Source organism: Chlamydiales bacterium, assembly GCA_041395025.1.
Taxonomy (GTDB): domain Bacteria; phylum Chlamydiota; class Chlamydiia; order Chlamydiales; family JAAKFR01; genus JAJACP01.
This window is the reverse complement of the sequence record JAWLBH010000001.1, coordinates 76,767-95,441: the sequence shown is the minus strand read 5'-3', so window position 1 is coordinate 95,441 and position 18,675 is coordinate 76,767. Positions and strand designations below refer to the sequence as shown.

The window sequence follows — 18,675 nt, the reverse complement described above, 5'->3', positions numbered from 1 at the left end:
GGTACGCTAGGGAGGTATAAATGGGAGTGGGAAATCTAGATCTAAAAGCATCGCAAATTGAGGAGATACTTGGTGACGAAGCAGATTTCTTACTCAACCATATCTGTCAAACTATCCCAAAAGAAAAACTACATCTACCTAGTAAAGATTGGGTGGATCGAATCTTTAGTCAATCTGATAGAAATAATAGAGTATTGCGTAACCTGCAAACTATTTTTAATTCAGGGACGCTTGCCCGATCGGGGTATCTTTCTATTCTTCCTGTGGATCAAGGAGTTGAACATTCTGCAGGGGGGTCTTTTTCATTAAATCCGGAATATTTTGATCCGGAAAATATCATTTTGCTTGCAATTGAAGGAGGGTGCAATGCTGTTGCATCAACGTACGGAGTATTGAGTATATTAGCTAGACGCTATGCTCATAAAATTCCTTTTATTTTAAAGCTCAATCATAATGAACTTTTGAGTTACCCAAATACATTTGACCAAATCTTTTTTGCTAATATTCATCAGGCATATGAAATGGGTGCAGTCGCTGTAGGAGCTACCATTTATTTTGGTTCTTCTGAAAGCTCTCGACAAATTATTGAAGTTAGCAAAGCCTTTTCCTATGCTCATGAACTCGGAATGGCAACAATACTTTGGTGTTATTTACGTAATCCTGCTTTTAAAACAACGAATATAGATTTCCATAGTGCCGCTGACTTAACCGGTCAAGCGAATCACCTTGGTGCAACACTTGGTGCAGATATTGTCAAACAAAAACTTCCAACAAATAATGGTGGTTTTCAAACTCTTAATTTTGGACACACTAATGATCAAGTGTATTCTAAATTATCTTCAGATCATCCCATTGACTTATGTCGTTATCAAGTTGTCAATAGCTATATGGGGCGAATTGGTTTAATCAATTCTGGAGGACCATCGGGAAAAGAAGATTTTGCTGCTGCTGCTCGCACAGCTGTGATTAATAAACGAGCAGGAGGGATGGGTTTAATTTCAGGCAGAAAAGCCTTTCAACGTTCAATGAAAAGTGGAATACAACTTCTGAATATGATTCAATCTATTTATCTAAATTCTAGAATAACAATAGCATAAAATCCATGAATTTAAAACCTCTTAAACCACGCCGAACGCTTAATGTATTTCTATTAGGAATGCTTTCTCTTGCTGTTGTCATTAGTTTACGCAATCTTCCATTCACAGCGGCTTATGGATTTAGTTCTATCTTTTTTTATTCTGCCGCTGCTTTATTTTTCATGATTCCTTATGCCCTGATATCAGCAGAGCTTGCTTCTGGATGGCCAAAAGAAGGAGGAATTTATGTATGGGTGAAGACAGCCTTAGGTAATCGATGGGGGTTTTTTGCTATTTGGATGCAGTGGTTTCATAATATGACTTGGTATCCTGCTATGCTAGCTTTCGTTGGAGCCATTCTTGCTCAATTTATTGATCCAGAGCTTGCTAAAAGTAAATTTTTTCTTTTATCAGTGATAATAATTGGATTTTGGGGAATTACATTTACAAATTTTCTAGGCATAAAAACCTCTGCCTTGGTAAGTGCAATTTGTGTAATTTTTGGCGCTATTTTACCTGGATTAATTCTAATTGGGATGGCCCTACACTGGGTGATCACCAAAGGCATGGTGGCTTTTGAATCCATGCAATTTGTCCCTGACTTAAATCCAACTAATCTGGTTTTTCTCAGTGGAGTTTTTCTTGCACTGAGTGGATTAGAAGCCAATGCGAACTTAGCTCGAGAAGTTAAAGACCCCCAAAAAAATTATCCGCGTGCAATGTTGATGGCAACCTTTCTTATCCTTGCAATCTTGATTCTAGGTTCTTTGGCCATTGCTATAGTCATTCCCCCTGAAAAAATTAGTCTAGTCTCTGGCCTTTTAGATGCTTTTCGCTTTTTTTTCGATCTCTATCATCTACAGTGGATTATACCGATTGTCTTTTTAATGACTATTTTAGGAAGTATTGGAGAGATAAATGCTTGGGTGATTGCAGGTGTAAAAGGGTTATTTGTCACCACTGAATATGGCTGCCTTCCTCCTATTTTCCATAGAACTAATGATCGACATATACCGGTTAACTTGATGCTTTTTCAGGCGATTGCTGTCACAATCTCTGCTTTTATTTTTTTGTACATCCCTAATGTAAGCATCGCTTATTGGTTACTAAGTGCTTTAAGTGCACAAATGTATTTGCTAATGTATATTTTGTTATTTATTTCTGGGATTGTTTTGCGCTATCGCTACCCAAATGTGCGACGCGTTTACAAAATTCCTTTCAAAAATTTAGGAATCTGGATTGCAGGATTGATGGGAATTGGTAGCGCTCTTTTGGCTCTTTTTCTTAGTTTTACCCCTCCAGTTAAATATTTTAAGATGGAAATATTACCTTTTGAAATCGTCGTGATTACTGGGTTTTTAATTAATTTTTCTATTCCTCTAATTATATTTTCAATGCGCAAACCCCATTGGAAACTTTTAGTCCTTAAAGAAATTAAAGAAGAAATTTACAAAAATACCCACGAATAGATTTCAAAAAAAAACCATATCTGTATAGTCCTCTCCATTAACAAATTCTTAAAGGAGCTAGAGGACATGTCTAGTGAGTATTTATCTAATCAACTTTTTCAATATCAACGGCCTAAACTTCAACCTTTACCTTATTCGCATCAAAGACAAAAGAGTCATTCTCAAAAAAAAACTTACTTTACTTATCTCTCAAAATGGCGAGTATATTTAAGTGGTCTATTTTTTATTGCATCTAAAGTTTCTCTTATCTGGTCTGTGTTTGTTAATAACTATCCTTTTATTGTTTTTTTTGGATTAAGCTCTATTAGTTCATGCTACATGATTTATATCAGCTATAAATTTCAGCATTTAAAAAAATTTGAAACAAATAATATAGAACTTCAGCAATCTATCAAAAAAATACAAAAAAGTGAGACTCATCTAAAAAATGAAGTAGTAGCTATGAAACATAACAATGGGCAAATGAAGCAATCAATCTTGACATTTAAAAGCTTATTAGAAAAAACAACACAAGATAATAAAGAATACGAAACTCTCATTGAGAGAATGAGTTCAGAAATCACGAACTTAAAAAATATGAAAAGCAATATTGAATCAATGATTCATGATTTTCAATCTGCCAATAAAAGTCTTTTGTCTACTTCTCAAGCTACAAATAAGAGTTATGAAGTGTTTGAAAAACACTTGGCTTGTTTTGAAAAACATTTAGTCGATCTAAATACTGAGAAAAATCAATTGCAAGGTGAAGTAACTAATCTATTCAATTCATGGAAAATAAGCATGTATACTGTAAAAAATCTTTTTGATGATATCAAAGAATTAAAATTTTCAGAGTGCAGTAAACACCTAATGTCACTTATAGCTACATTGAAAGAAGAAAAATGCAGCTTATTGTTAGAAGTTGCCAAGTTAGAAGGACAGTTGAAAATTAACGATGAGAACATGACCCTTCAAAAAGAAACATTAAAAAAAATTACTGATGAGGTCAAAGGCCTCGAGGAGATTAAAAATCAAATATCGATTCAGTTGCGTTCTATAACAGAAGAATTTTCTGATTTTAAAGAAGATAATGGAAGGTTTAACAAGCTCGTGGAAAAGATGTCTAAATTATCTAAAGACTTTAAAAAATACCACCGTATTCAACAAAAAATTTAGAAAGATATAGTCATAGTAATGCGATGTCTTTCTATTTCTGATTTTTTAAGATGATTATAAATTCAAAATATTATATATTTAAATATATAATATCTATTGGTAATCAATATCATTAATTAATGATATTGATTACCAATGAAATAAACTAGTTTTAAGATCAACAAAAAATCACATATGGATATATGGTCGATTCGAACACTGACAAAAAAGATATGGTCTACCGATCTAAAATCTCTTTCAAAAATACAGGCTCATTGGATGCGTTTTGTGCGTATTCTATTACTAAGTATTGAAGGATTTACAAAAAAACAGATTCAACAAGGTGCTTCTGCTCTTACATATTATTCTTGTCTTGGGATTGTTCCAATTTTTGCTGTCCTTATAGAAATAGCACGTGGATTAAAATTTGAATCAGCTTTTAAAAGCTGGTTATTTAATCGATTCATTGAACAAAAAATTGTGATTGAAAAGATTTTTCAATTTGCAAATACCTCTTTAGAAAAGACTCATCGAGGATTAATTACTGGAATTGGTATCTTAATTTTGCTTTGGACAGGATTTAAAATTTTTCTTTATCTTGAAACAAGCTTGAATACTATCTGGGAAGCAAAAGAAAAAAAACTCTTGATAAGAAGAATCACAGATTACTTTTTTATGATTTTTCTTTGCCCTATAACTGTATTGATATCTAGTGGGATAACTTTACACTTATCTACTGCATTTGAAATTTTTATCCAAGAACATTTTTTTAAAAATTTGACAGTTTATTTTCTTCCTTTTTTAAATTTCACCCCTTTTTTCCTTAATTCCTTTATATTTACTTTTATCTATATTTTTATTCCTAATACACGCGTGGCGCTGATTCCTGCTCTTATAGCAGGGATCATTGTTAGTGGTATATATCAACTGATCCAATGGATCTATTTTCATTTTCAGATCGGTGTCACTAATTACAATGCGATTTATGGAACATTTGCAGCGTTTCCTTTATTCCTTATCTGGATCCATATTAGCTGGATTATTATCCTCTTAGGTGCCAAATTATCATTTGCTATTCAACATGTAAATTCGTCAATGTTTTTCATAAAAGAAAGTGATCTTAGTTATCATTTTCGCATGGTTCTTTTGATTAGGATCACCCACTTATCAGTTAAATTTTTTTTAGAAAAAAAATCTCCTATACCTATTACTCAAATAACTAATAAACTTACCATTCCCCTATCGTTAACAAAAAGTCTGCTTAATCAATTAATCGAAGCAAAAATTCTTTCTAAAGTGATTGGAAATAAATATAGTACAATTGGTTTTCAACCAGCTGATAATATCGATAAACTAACAATTAAATCAGTGATTGATAAGGTCAATGCAAGAGGTGAGCAGATGGAATTAACCTCTTCTCTAGAGGTTAATTCCATCTTAAATAGTTTAAAAAAATTTGACAGGATTATGGAGGAATCAGATGCGAACATTCTCTTAAAAAAGATCAACTAATCCTCTTTTATGTCTTATTTTTTTAAAAACATTCTCTGGACCTTTACTTTTTTATTGATTCTTGGACTCTTTTTTATTCTTTTATTACCTACATTTATTTCTAGCTCATATGGAATGAAAAAAGGACTTGAATGGTTTAATACCTATAATTCTGGAACTCTTTCTATTGATAAGATCCATCTAAGCTGGTTTGGATCTCAGCAAATCAATAATTTTTCATACAAGGATAAAGATTTCATTTTTACAATAAAAGAATTAGAGACAAAAACTCCGCTTTTTTATCTCATTTTTGGCGGGAAAAAAATAGGATTTACAACGGTTAATGAACCAATTTTATCTTTTAAAAGAGAGGAGGAAACACTAAAAAAAGACGAAAGATGCAGAAAAAAGAAATGGAGAGATTATAGATTTTTAATTAATGAAAATTTCTCCATTTTCAATGGAAGAATAGATTTTCAAATAAATCAAGAAGAAATGATTACTATATCGGAAATTCATAGTGAGTATTTTAGACAATCAAACTTATATTCTATTAAAGCTCATACAAAACAAGGAATGGTAGAAGGAATTTCTGAAATCCAGATCTCCTATGATCTGAAAACTCAAGCAGAAGGCCAATTAAAGAATTTTCCTTCACGAATAATTAATTGGATTAACAATTGGACAGATTATACTGAACTCCTCGGGAAAACAATAGATGTTAGTTTTAATTGTACAGAATTTAAAAAAAATGAATTTTGTTTTGCATCTGAAATTCATTCTCAAAATCTTAATGGGGTGATTAAAGGAGAAATTAAAGAAAAAAAATTCTTTATTGATACCCCTATTCAATTCAGCCTCATGGTTTCTCCTAAATTTTTTCATTCTATTTTACCAGAGAATAAGAAAGAGAGCTATTCTCTAGCACATCATGTCAATATTCAATTAGAAATACAAAAAGGAGTTTTCCCTCTTAGTTTTCAACAATCTATCTATTCTAACATGATATTAGAAGCGAATGGAAAAATTGATCAAGCTGAGATTAAGATTGAAAATTCTAAGCATTACTTATTTAAAGACTTATCTATTTTCATTACTCATTCAAATCAGACAGAAGTATCTTATCAAGGAAAAATTGAAAGAAATAATCAGTCGGGATCATTATCCGGTAATATTGTCATCAAAGGGAAAGAGAGTATTGGATTTAGCTCAAATTTTCAAAATATTCCATTTGCATTTATAAATGATCTCTCCAATGCAATTGAAAAAAATATGCAAATGGTGATTGATAATCATTTAGACTTGGAAATAGAGGGAGCCTATGAACAGGGAAAATTGTCTTCAGTTATTAAAGTAACTATTCCTAGTTTAGAGATCAAAGGGATCCTTAAAGGAAAATTAAATCATCTCAATTTTGATATTTCAGGTTATAGCCATTCAGAAGAGAACTTAGCTATTTATTTAGGTGAAATCATTGAATTTAAGATATCAGGTCTTATTGAGACTGTGAATGGGAGTACTACAATTTCTATGTTAAACGGCACAATTTCAAATTCTGATTATCAAATTAAAATCCAAGGAATAGAGAATAAGAAATTTAGTAAAGAAAATACGGATGATTTAGAATTTGTAATTATAGGTGAAGTCATTCAGTGTTTGGATAGAAAAGAATTGATAGATCTAAAAAAAGGGCATTGTCTTATTAAAATAGATCGATCAATGAATAAGATTTATGGAGAATTATCGATTGAAACAGAGTTGCTTGAACAAGAGACTATAGACACACCAACTTTTTTTGCAAATTTTGAAATTACTAACTACTTGGATAAAAACATCATCAATTTAAAAAAAGCTTCTGTCTATTTTGATGCAAATTTTTATCAGTTTTCTATAAGTTTATTGAATCAATTAATTTTCCAGAAAACTCATATTAAAAATCTTATTGAAGGTAAATTCGATACCAGCTTACAAGGTAAATATAATTCAAATCACGATTCTCAATTTTGTCTTAATTTGCAGACAGAAGGAGAAGATTTAAAAGCAGATTTATCAATTATCTTAGATGATCATCGTATCATCTTTCAAAATGGATCATCTCTTGATTGGAATCTAACTCCCCAAAAATACAGTATGATGATCGACTATTTCTATCCAGAAGAAAAGCCACTACTCAACCTAGTAAATCCAGCTAGGCTAAGATTCAACATTAAGGAATTGATCTCTCCTGTAAAACCAAAAAGTTTTAGAGAATTTTTTACACATACTAAATTTTTAGGAGATTTTACTCTTGGAACATTAGTATTTTCTAATCCAAATACGGAGAATTATCTAACTATTAACAATACTATTGGTTTTGCTCGAGAGGACCATTTTTCTAAAGAGATTGTCCTCCATTTACAAGGGGATATTTTCGCTGAAAATGTGCCTTTGAATGAAAAATCTACCTTTGAATTTAATGGGAAAATGGTCAATTGGATACTTGATGGCAATGTTAATGATCAAAATCTGATGCTAGATGGTGAGTTAAACTTAAAATCTATTCCAGTCAAGCTAATTACAGAAATCTATCCTATGGATAAGGAAACTAAGGGATTAATCCAAGCAATATTGGGTGAAATAGCCAATATTCGTGTCTATGGTACTATTTCTAAATTTACAGGTCCTCTTAATATTGCAATAGACTCATCAAACCTCAAAGCTAACTTACTAGTTTCTATTGATCCACATGCTATCTATTTAAGAGATTCTATTAATACAGAAATTACTCTTACCTCTGAACTCAGCCCTATGCTCATAAAAGACATTCATCCCCTATTGATCACAGGAATTTCTTCTAATCAATCTATTAATATTTTCATTGATGCAAAGAACTTTATCTTTCCTATCAGACCTTATGCTTTCGATAAAATAGAAATTGAAAGAGGGGTAATAAATATTGGTAAAATAGAGATAAATAATGGTGAAAAAATCCAACAATTAATGCGTTTTTTAAAAGTGACTGATATCACAAGTGAAAAAGAAATGAGCGGTTGGTTCACGCCTATTTTTATGCATCTGAAAGAGGGTATCTTGACTTGTCAACGGTTTGATATATTGCTTGCAAATGAATTTCACATTGCTCTTTGGGGCTCGATTAATTTAATGAATAAGGAAATAAAGATGACTCTAGGTATTGCTCCAAGTACATTGAAAAAAAGGTTTAATATATCTGGATTATCTAAAAATGATATGTTTCAAGTAAAAATAAGAGGGTCAACTGATCAGCTTGAATTAGACTGGAGCTCTGCTGCTAAAAGAATTGGGATTTTGATTGCAAAAACAGCTGGTGGACACATTGGAGCAATTATTGGAACAATTGTTGAACAAATAATCTGGACTCTTGGTGAAGGGCGAACCCCTCCTCCTACAAGCTATCCATTTCCTTGGGAAGAAGAATAAGTTTTTCTAAAAAAATAAAGAATTAATAACTCCAGAGATTAAAAAAAACATGACCATTGATACCATATCATTGAATGCAGTAATTATAGGTCCTGAAGCAAGTGCTGGGTCTACGCCAATTTTGACAAAAAAGAAGGGAGAAGTCACACCTAAAGTCGTAGCTGTAAGTGAAGCACCAAAAATTCCAGCAGCAACCATCACTCCAGTCTGCAAAGAGTTACCATAGAATTCGCCAATGTGATAACTGCTTAGTAGATAAATCATTAAACCACATAAGCACCCAAAAATAATTCCTGTCATCATTCCAATCAATATTTCTTTTAAGACAGCTTCTCCTTTTTTTCCTGAAGAAAGCACTCCAATTGCCATACTTCTCACAAGGACAGTACTACATTGCACACCCACATTTCCTGACATGCCGTTAATTAAAGGAATAAAGAAAACAATTAAACCTAATAAATCAGCTGCAATTCCTTGAAAATAAGACATGATTGAAGCACTAATCAACCCTGCGAATAGCGTGATAAGTAACCAAGGTGCGCGAGCTAAGAAGCGTTTGAAGACATGGTCATATTCACTCACATCTTCTGCAGTACCAGCTATCCAACCTATTGTTTCATCAGCAATATCCTCTATAAGCTCAACAATCTCTTCATAAGTAATCACTCCAAGAAGAAGATCTTCTTCATTCAAAACAGGAAGTACAGGAATTTTATAGCGCTCAACTAAATCCACTACCTCTTCCCGTGAAGTGTCTGCATGAACAAAATGATCAATCTGCCGCATGACTTGTTTTAGAGGTAGATGAGGAGGATTGACAATCAAATTCCTTGCAGGCACAAACCCTTGCAACTCCCCTTTATAATCAATCACAAAGATGCGACGTGTCATATCAATACCAGGATTATCTCGAATAAAAGCCGCAGCTTCCAGAATAGTTGTTTCCATAGGAAAAGCAAAAAATTCATTCGTCATTAACCCTCCAGCACTATTACGACTATGCTTTTGTAATTCACGAATTTGTATTGCTTTCTTTGTTTCGATAAGTTCTAAAATACGCCCACGTCTTCTTTCAAGAAGATCATCTAACACCCATACAGCCTCATCAGAAGGCATTTTATCAATGACTTTTCTAATTTTTTCATCACTTTGTGAACGAAAAATAGCCTTGCGTGTTGGTCCATCAGTGTTAATAAGAAACGTGATTTGTGCTGGGAGATCAGGAAGGTTGTCATAAAGAATGGAACGAGCGTGGTGAGGAAGACGAGTTGCAGCATAAGCTAAATCGATTGGATGATATTCACTTGCAATTTTTGTCACCTCTTGTAAATGAATGTTAAAAGTAGTTTTATGAAGAGCTTGTTCCAGACGTTCATTAAGCTGATCATCTAAATGACTTGTTCGTGAATCCATCAAATTTCCAGTACTGAAATGTTGTTCTTCAGCTTCTTCTTCAACCATCAGATTGTCCTTTCATAAATTCTTTAAAAATATCAGTCTTACGAAGATTGTCTAGCCAAGCATTATGAATCAAATCATCTTCATTAGGTAGAACTTTAAAAGCATGAGCTCGCTTAAGAAAAAAGATAGAAGATTCAAATAAACGAGCTAGAGAATATAAACTAGCTAAGTGATAATTCGCCTCTCGATTTCCCATTCGCACTGCATGATGAAGTCGTTTTTCAGCTTGTTGTCTAAGATCTTCTCTTTTAAAAGGATGATTTTCATCAGAAATGAGTTCTGAAAGAGTTAACAAAATATATCCTAAATCTCCCCAAACCACTTCATCTTCAATATGACTATTAGCAAGAGGTTCTAATAATTTAATCGATTCATACAGATAATCTGTTTTTTTTAATAACTTTCCTAAGCGAAATAGCACAATGGCAAGTTCATAAGAAACATTGGATTTCTCAGGATTCATCCGATAAGCAGAGGAGAGAATATCAAGAGCCTTCTCATAATCTTCTATTGCTTCAGAAAGACTCCCTAAGCAGCTAAGAGCATGCCCCCAGTTATATAGAGTTTCAGAACGACTATCGATAGCATAGGATCTTGTAAAATGTAAAATAGCCTCCTCTAAGAGAGAAGATTGGGTGTTTTTGCAATTTTCAAACTGATTTAACTGAAGAAGACAAAGGCCTAAATCATTTAAATAAATTGCTGATTGAGGCCGCATTTTACAAACTCTTTTAATTGCTGTTAAGCCCTTATGAGTGAAAAAAAGATTTTTTTCTAAAAATCCTAAACCTAAATAACTTTGAAAAAGTCCATGCCAATTACAAACTGAAGTAGAGTCTATTCCTATTCCTTTTTTAAACCAATAGATAGCATTAGCATAGTGCTTTTTGCTAGAAAAATAGATTCCATAAGTCAATTCAGCCATTCCTGCACTATTTAATAGATCCAGATCTTCTGGGCTGCTTTCTAAAGTAGCTAGTATACGTTCTCTACCTTGACTCATCGGTTTTAGATCATCAAGGTATAATCCTAATATAACTAAACCTTTCCCTAACAAAGCTGTTAGTCGAGTAGAAGTCACTTCTTTCAATGTTAAGGAAGTGAGTTTGTCTATCCCCATCTCTATCATTTTTAAATCGCAGTCAATCCAACCAGCATGTAAATAAAGTTCTCCCCATTCTAGCCAAAGGTCTGACTGTGAGGGAAACAGAAGCGTGACTTCACGTAAAGAAATATCAGCGTCTTCTAATGTTTTTTTTAAATGAGTGTTATAATAATATTTCTTCAAAGCATGTGCATAAATTTTGTAAGCATGTCCATAAATAGAATTGTTTACACCTTTCATATCATAATTTTCTCTGATTACTTTCTTTAATAAAAAACACGATTCGTTTAAGTATAATGAGTTACCTGTATAAGAACTACAAATTATATAAGCAATGGCCCAATCAATATAGAAAAGAGATGAATCACAGCCTAATCTAGCTGCAGCAGAAAAACTGCTTAATGCTTGCGTCAAATCAGCTTTTTCACCTGATTGTATAGCTATGAAAGTCCAAAATTGAGCATAGTCCCATACTAAATTCTTATCTTGATGATGTAACTCATTTATCTCTGCATAAGGTTTAAAAGATTTTCCTAAAAAGCTATAGTTTTGAAAGCAGTAGCCTAGATAAAAAAGAATTTGACCTCGAAGCTGATGCCATATTACTTCTTCTACAAAAAGAAGAGGATCTATTTCTTTTGCTCTTATCAATTTATCAAAAGCAAGTAATAGGGGGAATTCTTTCTTTTTTGCTACCCCATATTGAAATAAAACCTCAGCTTCTTTGCATAATCTTTGAGCAGATTGGTCATTGGAGTCTTTATTAGATACAACAGATTCAGTGTCTAAGTCTCTTCCAGACTTAACAGTTGTTTCATGAACAAGAAGGGGATTTTTTTCCATAAAAAACACTTCCTTGAATTACTTTAGATAAGTGTTGCTCTTAATTCAAAAGAAGCAATAATTTAAATTCTATCCTTAAATAGGAAACTCATTGAACCCTAAGGAAGATCTTTCAAGTACGATCTTCCGTTCCTTTGATGACTTTTGTATTTAATAGAGATTTTAAATCTCCAGAAATTTTTCAGATTTTTCAATAGCAGTTACTAATTGCATTTCTTGATCAATTACTTCTTTTATCTTTCTAGAATACATAGATATTCGTTCTGAGATAAAAGTTTTATTTTCCCCTTGTTCCATTTCCTTTAAAATTAAATCATAATTGTCTTTTACTTCTTTTTTTATTGTATCCATCTCTTTCCTATAATTTTCTATTAAACTAACTGGTGGATGAGAATTAGAGTCAATTTTTTCAAAAATCTTTTCAGCAAGTTTTCTTCTTGCAAGGTTTAGATTTTTCTTTAGATACCTTAGATTGTTTTGAAGCAAATCCCAAGGAAGAACACTTTCACGATACTGGCACGTTTCGAACACATTTTTAGTAAGAGCCAGATTAGATTTTGCTGATGCAATAGCTTCTTTTTGTTGTTCTATTGCAATAATAATTTCACTGATTTTTTCTTCTCGCTTAAGATTTTTTAGAATTATTTCTAAGCTTTCTGTTAATTTGTGTGCTAAATTACTTACTGTTTCTTTTAGATTATTCACATCATTTTGCTTCGTTGAGAAATCAAACCCTGGAATCGCATTGTAATCAATTCGCATAATTGAAAATTCCCATTGCTGAATATTGTGTTGACACTCATAGAGTTTTTGGATCATGTTTTTAAAAGGATCTAACTTTTTTAGATCATAGACACTTTGAAAATCAGCAAAGTTTTCAGATGCCTTTTCTAAGCTCTGAATTGCTTCTTGATACTTAGGCAGGAAAAGAGCAGTCTCTTGTACTTTGAGTAAGTATCCATATGAATCAATGAGTTTTGGATTTAATCTAGGATGGTTAGATAAATATTCTAAATAATCATTAGCTTGCTGATACCCAAATAAATCAATTTCACTACTGCTCTTTGGATCCGCATCTTTCTGCTCTTTAAGTCGATGTTTTTTCTCTTCTATTCGATTGATTTGGTTTCTAAAATGATTTAGTTGTCTTTCTCGCTCTTGAAGACCCATTTTCTGCTCATAGGCTTCATCAAGGATTTTTTCCATTTCAATTCGATTTGTAACATTGTTATCCCTTAATATATAATGACTTGCAATTCGTTGCTCTTCTTCTTTTTCAGCTTTTTTAGTCGAAGTGTCAATTTTATTTTCCTTCAGTTTCTCTATCTCTAGTAGATTAATTTGCGATTTAATCTCGCGAATTTTCTCTTTAACTTCTTCTGTTTCTTGTCTTTTTTGCATTAATCTAAGATCTCTTTTCAAAGCTAAGCAACGTTTATTTATAAAGGTAGTCGCTTTCTCTCTACTTTCATTTAGCAATTTTCTGCAGAATATTTTTCCTTCTTCTAGAGACTGGGGAATAAAAAGAGCATCGTTTTCTTGAGTAAGAGATTTTGCCCATGTTAAATTTACATTTTCTAAATGATATTTGAATTGAACATTCTTGAGTTGTTGAAGACTTGAGCAGGATCCAGGAATGCGTTTTAAATCCACATAATCTTTTAAAAGCACTTGCATTTTCAAATTTAACTGATTTGTTTTGATTTTTTTTAAACGATAATCTAAGTAGCGTCCAATACCTTCGATTAAGGGAAACGAAATAGTCATTCCTAAAGTCACCCATAGAGATGACGAAAAAACTGATTCAACAATCATTAGTACAATGACTGCAACCCATTGAAGACCAACCTCTTTAATTATTTTTTTCCTAAATTCTATGCGGTGAATTGTCTTTAAAGCTGCATTAATATTGATTTCTTGAATTCTCCTAAATTTTTCAAATTCAGTTGTTTGACTACTTAAAGGAGTAAATTCAAAATATTGAACAGGTTCTTTATGAAAAATTTCTTTCCAAAAACGTTTCAAAAATGAGTGAAAATAGTGACGCATCTGCCTTCTTAAAGGTTTCATCTGATTTTTTTCAAATTGAGACACTTGAGCAGATAGTTCTTTAAAAGAAGTTTCTTGATTGATGTTATTGATTTCTTCTTTTGCTCTTTGATAGAGAGCACATCTTAGGGTATTTTGTTCATAGATCTTTGTTAAAGATGTCTCACCAGTATCTTGATAGGCTTGTATCCAATCAAAAATAGTTGAATCTTGACGAAAATCATCTGATATTTGAATTACCGAACCTGTTGGATGATTATCAATCCAGTCCTTCACTTTTTCGCTATCAGAAGCACTAAGGATCCTTGATTGAAGTTGTTCAAGTTCATTATGATATGATTCAATCAATTTCAAAGGATGATTTTCTATTTTTTTCTTAAGTTCTGAATTTAAATTACGTGCTTTTTCAAATACTTTTTCAAGTGACACAGCCAAATCATGTTTCTGGATAAAAAAAGCTGCATCTACCCATGTTTTCTGATTTTTAAGTATTTCTAAAAATTCATCGACGTGAGTATTGAATCTCTCATCTTCTTTCTGATAACTTTTCCATCTTGTATCAAAAGATTCTCCAAAATTCTCTAATTCTTCTTTAAATAAATCTGATGCTAAACAATAACTCTCCTTAGCATAATTTGCGTGAGTCACATAAGAGTTATATCGCCAAACAAACTTGCATACTTGATTTTCTACAGAAGGGATTTGTTGATGAAGATAAGGATCTTTTCTAACAAATCCCGCAAAAAAACCTATTTGATTTCCTTCTACTATCTTTTTTTTGTAACTTTCTACATTAGTGCTATCTAAATACTTTTTTGCTTCAATGACTTTCTGACGTGCTTTTGTCCAATGTGTATCGTAATTAAAGCTCTTAGTAATCTGCTGCGCAGCGTAAAAATCCATCGTAGGTTGATCATCTAAATTCAAATGAAATCTCAGCCGATCGATTTGACTAAGAGAGTGCTCATCATTTTCTTTTAAATGCTCCATCAAGCTATTGATCTTTAAAACTGACTCTTTAGGAGGTAAATTCCAAACCCCTAATGGTAATAAAAAATTTTTAAATGAATGGTTTTCTAGCATTTTGCGCGCTAAAATTAAAACCTGATGGTGTTGCTCTTTAATCGTGATATTGCCATGAATTTTTGCTTCTATAACACCAAGAATTAGGAGGATTGGAAGAGCCATTCCCCATGAAACCCATGAGGGACAATAAAACATAGATAAAGGAATAAGAAGAGAAAGGATAAATTTAAAAACAGAAATTATTTTTTTAACTGTTTTCAGTCGTTTTAAGGAATATCTTGTTGCTTCAAATTGCTCAAGATTTTCATCAATATCCCTAATAGATACCGCATTATGATTAAATTTAGCATCTATGTATTTAAGATAATTCTCATTATTTATTTCTATAATATTAGTATCATTTTTAATTAATTGTGGATTTTCTTTTATAATTCCATCAAGATTAATATGAATATTATTCATGCAATTGTGTATACCATAAACTCATAATATTTTGCTAATTAAATCATTAAATTGATCGCTTTATTTAATGAATTTCCTATCTGGGTAGAGATTCATTTTTCTTGAAGAATAAATAGCTTTTCTTTAAAATTTTTCTTCCTTATAAAGGATTAATTTTAACTGAGGATTTCAACAATGGCGAAACGTAAAAACCGTGAAATTATCAAATTGAAAAGTACAGAAAGTACAGAGACAATTTGGACTACAAAAAATAAAAAAAAGGTGACTGGACGTTTAGAATTAAGAAAGTATGATCCTTTATTACGTCGTCATGTGATTTTTAAAGAGGCAAAATAATCGGTGCGTTTTTTATTGACTGTCGCTTTAAAATATCTAGTTCCCAGATCGCGACAGCTTTCAGGCTCGATTATTTCTCTTGTCTCTGTTCTCGTGATCTCTTTAGTTGTTTGGTTAGTAATTCTTTTTCTTTCTGTGACCGAAGGGATTGAAAAAAAATGGGTGGAGCAATTAGTGGCTTTTAATGCGCCGATTCGAATGACTCCAACAGATGCTTACTATCGTTCTTATTACTATCAGATTGATGAAATCAGTCTCGATTCAAATTATAATTCTAAAACAATTGGTGAAAAACTTATTGCTCATCAGAGCAATCCTTATGATCCCACAGTTGATATTGAACTGCCTTATGATTTTCCTCCTCCTGAGCGTCATCTTGATGGGTCACTGAAAGATCCAGTTAAAGAAGGATGGGAAGCAATTAAAATACTCAATCCATTAAATGAAATTCGTCCTCAAGAATATGAGGTGTCTTTTGGTAACTTGCGTCTAAATTTAATTAGAGAAAAATTTGGTCACAACGATCATTATCAAGCTTTTGTTAATCAAGCTTCATATGTCGTTTCTCACGATGCTTCTAATACGAGGTTAAAGCAAATGCTTATTCCTTTTAGAAACGAAGATTACAATAACCTGCTTAATAAGTTATCCTATGCACAAAGTCCTTTAATTGATGACACTGCTCTATATCATGACAGAAATTCCGCTTTTTTAACTAAGAACTTAAAAAAATTTTTTTCACATATTGTTATCACAAAATTATCTACAAATGAAGATGGATTTATTCTCTATCCAGCTTTTTTCCCAGAAGATGGATTCTTTGAAGGAGTTGGGATTATTCATCACAATGAAATCCGAAAAGTAGTCATCCCAGAAAATAAACAAGAGATTGAAATGCTTAATGCTCGTTTAAAAGCATTTGGTTTCGAAACGATGGAAGCAAGGGTGATTTTTGATCAAAAACAAATGCATATTGCTAGTGATTTAATTGCCTCCCCATCTGTTCAGTTAGTTTTGAATGATCACATCCCTTTTCATGCTAAACTTGTACCCACTTCAATCGAAAAAGCAAATTCTCTTTCTTCTCTAAAATTTGAAATTACTGGAAATATTCAAGGAACAGTGCTTAAAGGCACCACTTTCTATAATAATCTTGAAATCAGTGAAGCTTATCTTGAGGAGAATTTGGATCTGTCTCCTCCTCTATGGTTGCATAGCGATAAAAATGGAAAGATTCTTATTCCAAAAGACGATTTTTTTGGAGATGGTATCCTTATAGCGAAACAATTCCAAAATAGTGGTGTGTGTATTGGTGACCAAGGTCACCTTTGTTATTACACACCAACAGCAACTTCTGTCCAAGAACAGAGAATCCCAGTTTTTGTTGCTGGTTTTTATGATCCAGGAATGACACCAATAGGTAATAAACTACTTTTTGCTGATCCTAACCTCGTGCCTCTTCTAAGAGGAAACTTATCTGTATCTGATACAATGTTAGGAAATGGAATTAACATTTGGTTAAACGATATTTCAAAAGCAAAATCAGTGAAAAATCAACTGATCCATAATCTAGAATCAAGAGAAATTGAAAAATATTGGAATGTACAATCTTTTGAGGACTATGACTTTGCAAAACCTATTCTTCAGCAATTAGAAAGTGACAAAAATCTTTTTACGTTAATTGCGATTATTATCTTAGTAGTCGCTTGTTCTAATATCATTTCAATGCTCATTCTTTTAGTAAATGATAAGAAACATGAAATTGGAATTTTACAATCCCTAGGAACCTCTCCTAAGCGTATTGCAGCAATTTTTGGAATGTGTGGATTTTTCATGGGACTCATCAGCTGTGTAATTGGTAGTATTGCAGCAATTATTACACTCCATTACTTACAGTCACTTGTGAATTTTTTAAGTCTGTTACAAGGACACGAAGCCTTTCAATCGATTTTTTACGGAGCACAGCTACCAAATGAGCTAAGTTTTGCTTCACTTCTATTTGTGATCCTTGCAACAATGGTAATTTCTCTTTTAGCAGGCATTACTCCTGCGATTAAAGCCGCTCGTATTCGTCCTTCAGAAATTTTAAAAGCTGAGTAAATTGACACCGATATTGTATGCAAAAAAAATCCGTAAGACTTTCTACCATCCAACTAAAATAGACTTATTAAAAAATGTCTCTTTAATTGTAAATCCTGGTGAAAGTATAGCAATTATGGGTGCCTCGGGAGAAGGCAAAAGCACTTTGCTCCAAATCCTTGGTACATTAGAAGCTCCAACCTCTGGAGAATTAATGATTGCTGGCAAATCCGTTGCTAACTACCCTCTTTCCATTTTACGTAATCGTCATATTGGATTTGTTTTTCAGAGTTTTCACTTACTAGAGGATTACACTGTCTTACAAAACATTTTAATGCCCCCTTTGATTGGGGGCGATCCAATTCATAAAAAAAGTGTAGCCTACGAATATGCATATTTTTTAATGGAAAAAATGCAAATCACTCATCGTGCAGAATTTACAACAAAATTGCTTTCAGGAGGAGAGAAGCAACGTGTTGCTCTTGCTCGTGCACTTTGCAATAATCCAGAAATTGTACTTGCTGATGAACCTTCAGGCAATCTTGACTATAAAACATCAAATCGAATTCATGAAATTCTTCTTGATTCTGTCAAAACATTACAAAAATCCTTAGTTGTTGTTACTCATGACAAACTACTTGCCGATTTATGCGATAGAACACTTATTCTATGTGATGGAAATTTATTAGAAACAAAGGATATTTGA

Annotated in this window: 11 protein-coding genes; 8 read left to right on the top strand and 3 right to left on the bottom strand. The window is 32.4% G+C overall.

Going from position 1 to position 18,675, the window contains the following annotated elements; all coding sequences use genetic code 11:
• Nucleotides 1-20 precede the first annotated feature (20 nt).
• The 5 genes from R3E91_00370 to R3E91_00350 all read left to right on the top strand — a co-directional run bounded on the left by R3E91_00370 (nucleotide 21) and on the right by R3E91_00350 (nucleotide 8,608).
• A complete protein-coding gene (locus R3E91_00370) occupies nucleotides 21-1,097 on the top strand; it encodes a class I fructose-bisphosphate aldolase (protein MEZ5314660.1) in 1,077 nt (358 codons plus the stop codon).
• Between the two features lie 5 nt (nucleotides 1,098-1,102).
• Nucleotides 1,103-2,545: an amino acid permease gene (locus R3E91_00365; GenBank protein MEZ5314659.1), complete on the top strand. Its 1,443-nt coding sequence runs from the start codon at nucleotides 1,103-1,105 to the stop codon at nucleotides 2,543-2,545.
• Between the two features lie 66 nt (nucleotides 2,546-2,611).
• Nucleotides 2,612-3,700, top strand: coding sequence for a hypothetical protein (locus R3E91_00360; protein ID MEZ5314658.1), 1,089 nt, complete (start codon nucleotides 2,612-2,614; stop codon nucleotides 3,698-3,700).
• 174 nt (nucleotides 3,701-3,874) lie between these two features.
• On the top strand, nucleotides 3,875-5,191 hold the full coding sequence (locus R3E91_00355) for a YihY/virulence factor BrkB family protein (GenBank protein ID MEZ5314657.1): 1,317 nt from the start codon (nucleotides 3,875-3,877) through the stop codon (nucleotides 5,189-5,191).
• Nucleotides 5,192-5,305: 114 nt separating this feature from the next.
• Entirely contained in the window at nucleotides 5,306-8,608 is a 3,303-nt protein-coding gene (locus R3E91_00350) for a hypothetical protein (GenBank protein MEZ5314656.1), read from the top strand.
• Nucleotides 8,609-8,614: 6 nt separating this feature from the next.
• On the opposite strand, the gene mgtE is transcribed toward R3E91_00350, so the two are convergent.
• From mgtE to R3E91_00335, 3 genes are all read right to left on the bottom strand, one after another.
• Complete coding sequence (mgtE, locus tag R3E91_00345; protein MEZ5314655.1) at nucleotides 8,615-10,021, bottom strand: magnesium transporter; 1,407 nt, start codon at nucleotides 10,019-10,021, stop codon at nucleotides 8,615-8,617.
• A gap of 40 nt (nucleotides 10,022-10,061) precedes the next feature.
• Nucleotides 10,062-12,017, bottom strand: coding sequence for a tetratricopeptide repeat protein (locus tag R3E91_00340; GenBank protein ID MEZ5314654.1), 1,956 nt, complete (start codon nucleotides 12,015-12,017; stop codon nucleotides 10,062-10,064).
• 162 nt (nucleotides 12,018-12,179) lie between these two features.
• Nucleotides 12,180-15,554, bottom strand: a complete 3,375-nt coding sequence (locus tag R3E91_00335) for a hypothetical protein (protein MEZ5314653.1) — start codon at nucleotides 15,552-15,554, stop codon at nucleotides 12,180-12,182.
• Nucleotides 15,555-15,728: 174 nt separating this feature from the next.
• On the opposite strand from R3E91_00335, the gene rpmG reads away from it, so the two are divergent.
• Genes rpmG through R3E91_00320 form a run of 3 tightly spaced genes read left to right on the top strand, consistent with a single transcriptional unit; the run spans nucleotide 15,729 to nucleotide 18,675 of the window.
• On the top strand, nucleotides 15,729-15,890 hold the full coding sequence (rpmG, locus tag R3E91_00330) for a 50S ribosomal protein L33 (GenBank protein ID MEZ5314652.1): 162 nt from the start codon (nucleotides 15,729-15,731) through the stop codon (nucleotides 15,888-15,890).
• 3 nt (nucleotides 15,891-15,893) lie between these two features.
• Complete coding sequence (locus R3E91_00325) at nucleotides 15,894-17,990, top strand: FtsX-like permease family protein (protein MEZ5314651.1); 2,097 nt, start codon at nucleotides 15,894-15,896, stop codon at nucleotides 17,988-17,990.
• Between the two features lies 1 nt (nucleotide 17,991).
• Nucleotides 17,992-18,675: an ABC transporter ATP-binding protein gene (locus tag R3E91_00320; GenBank protein ID MEZ5314650.1), complete on the top strand. Its 684-nt coding sequence runs from the start codon at nucleotides 17,992-17,994 to the stop codon at nucleotides 18,673-18,675.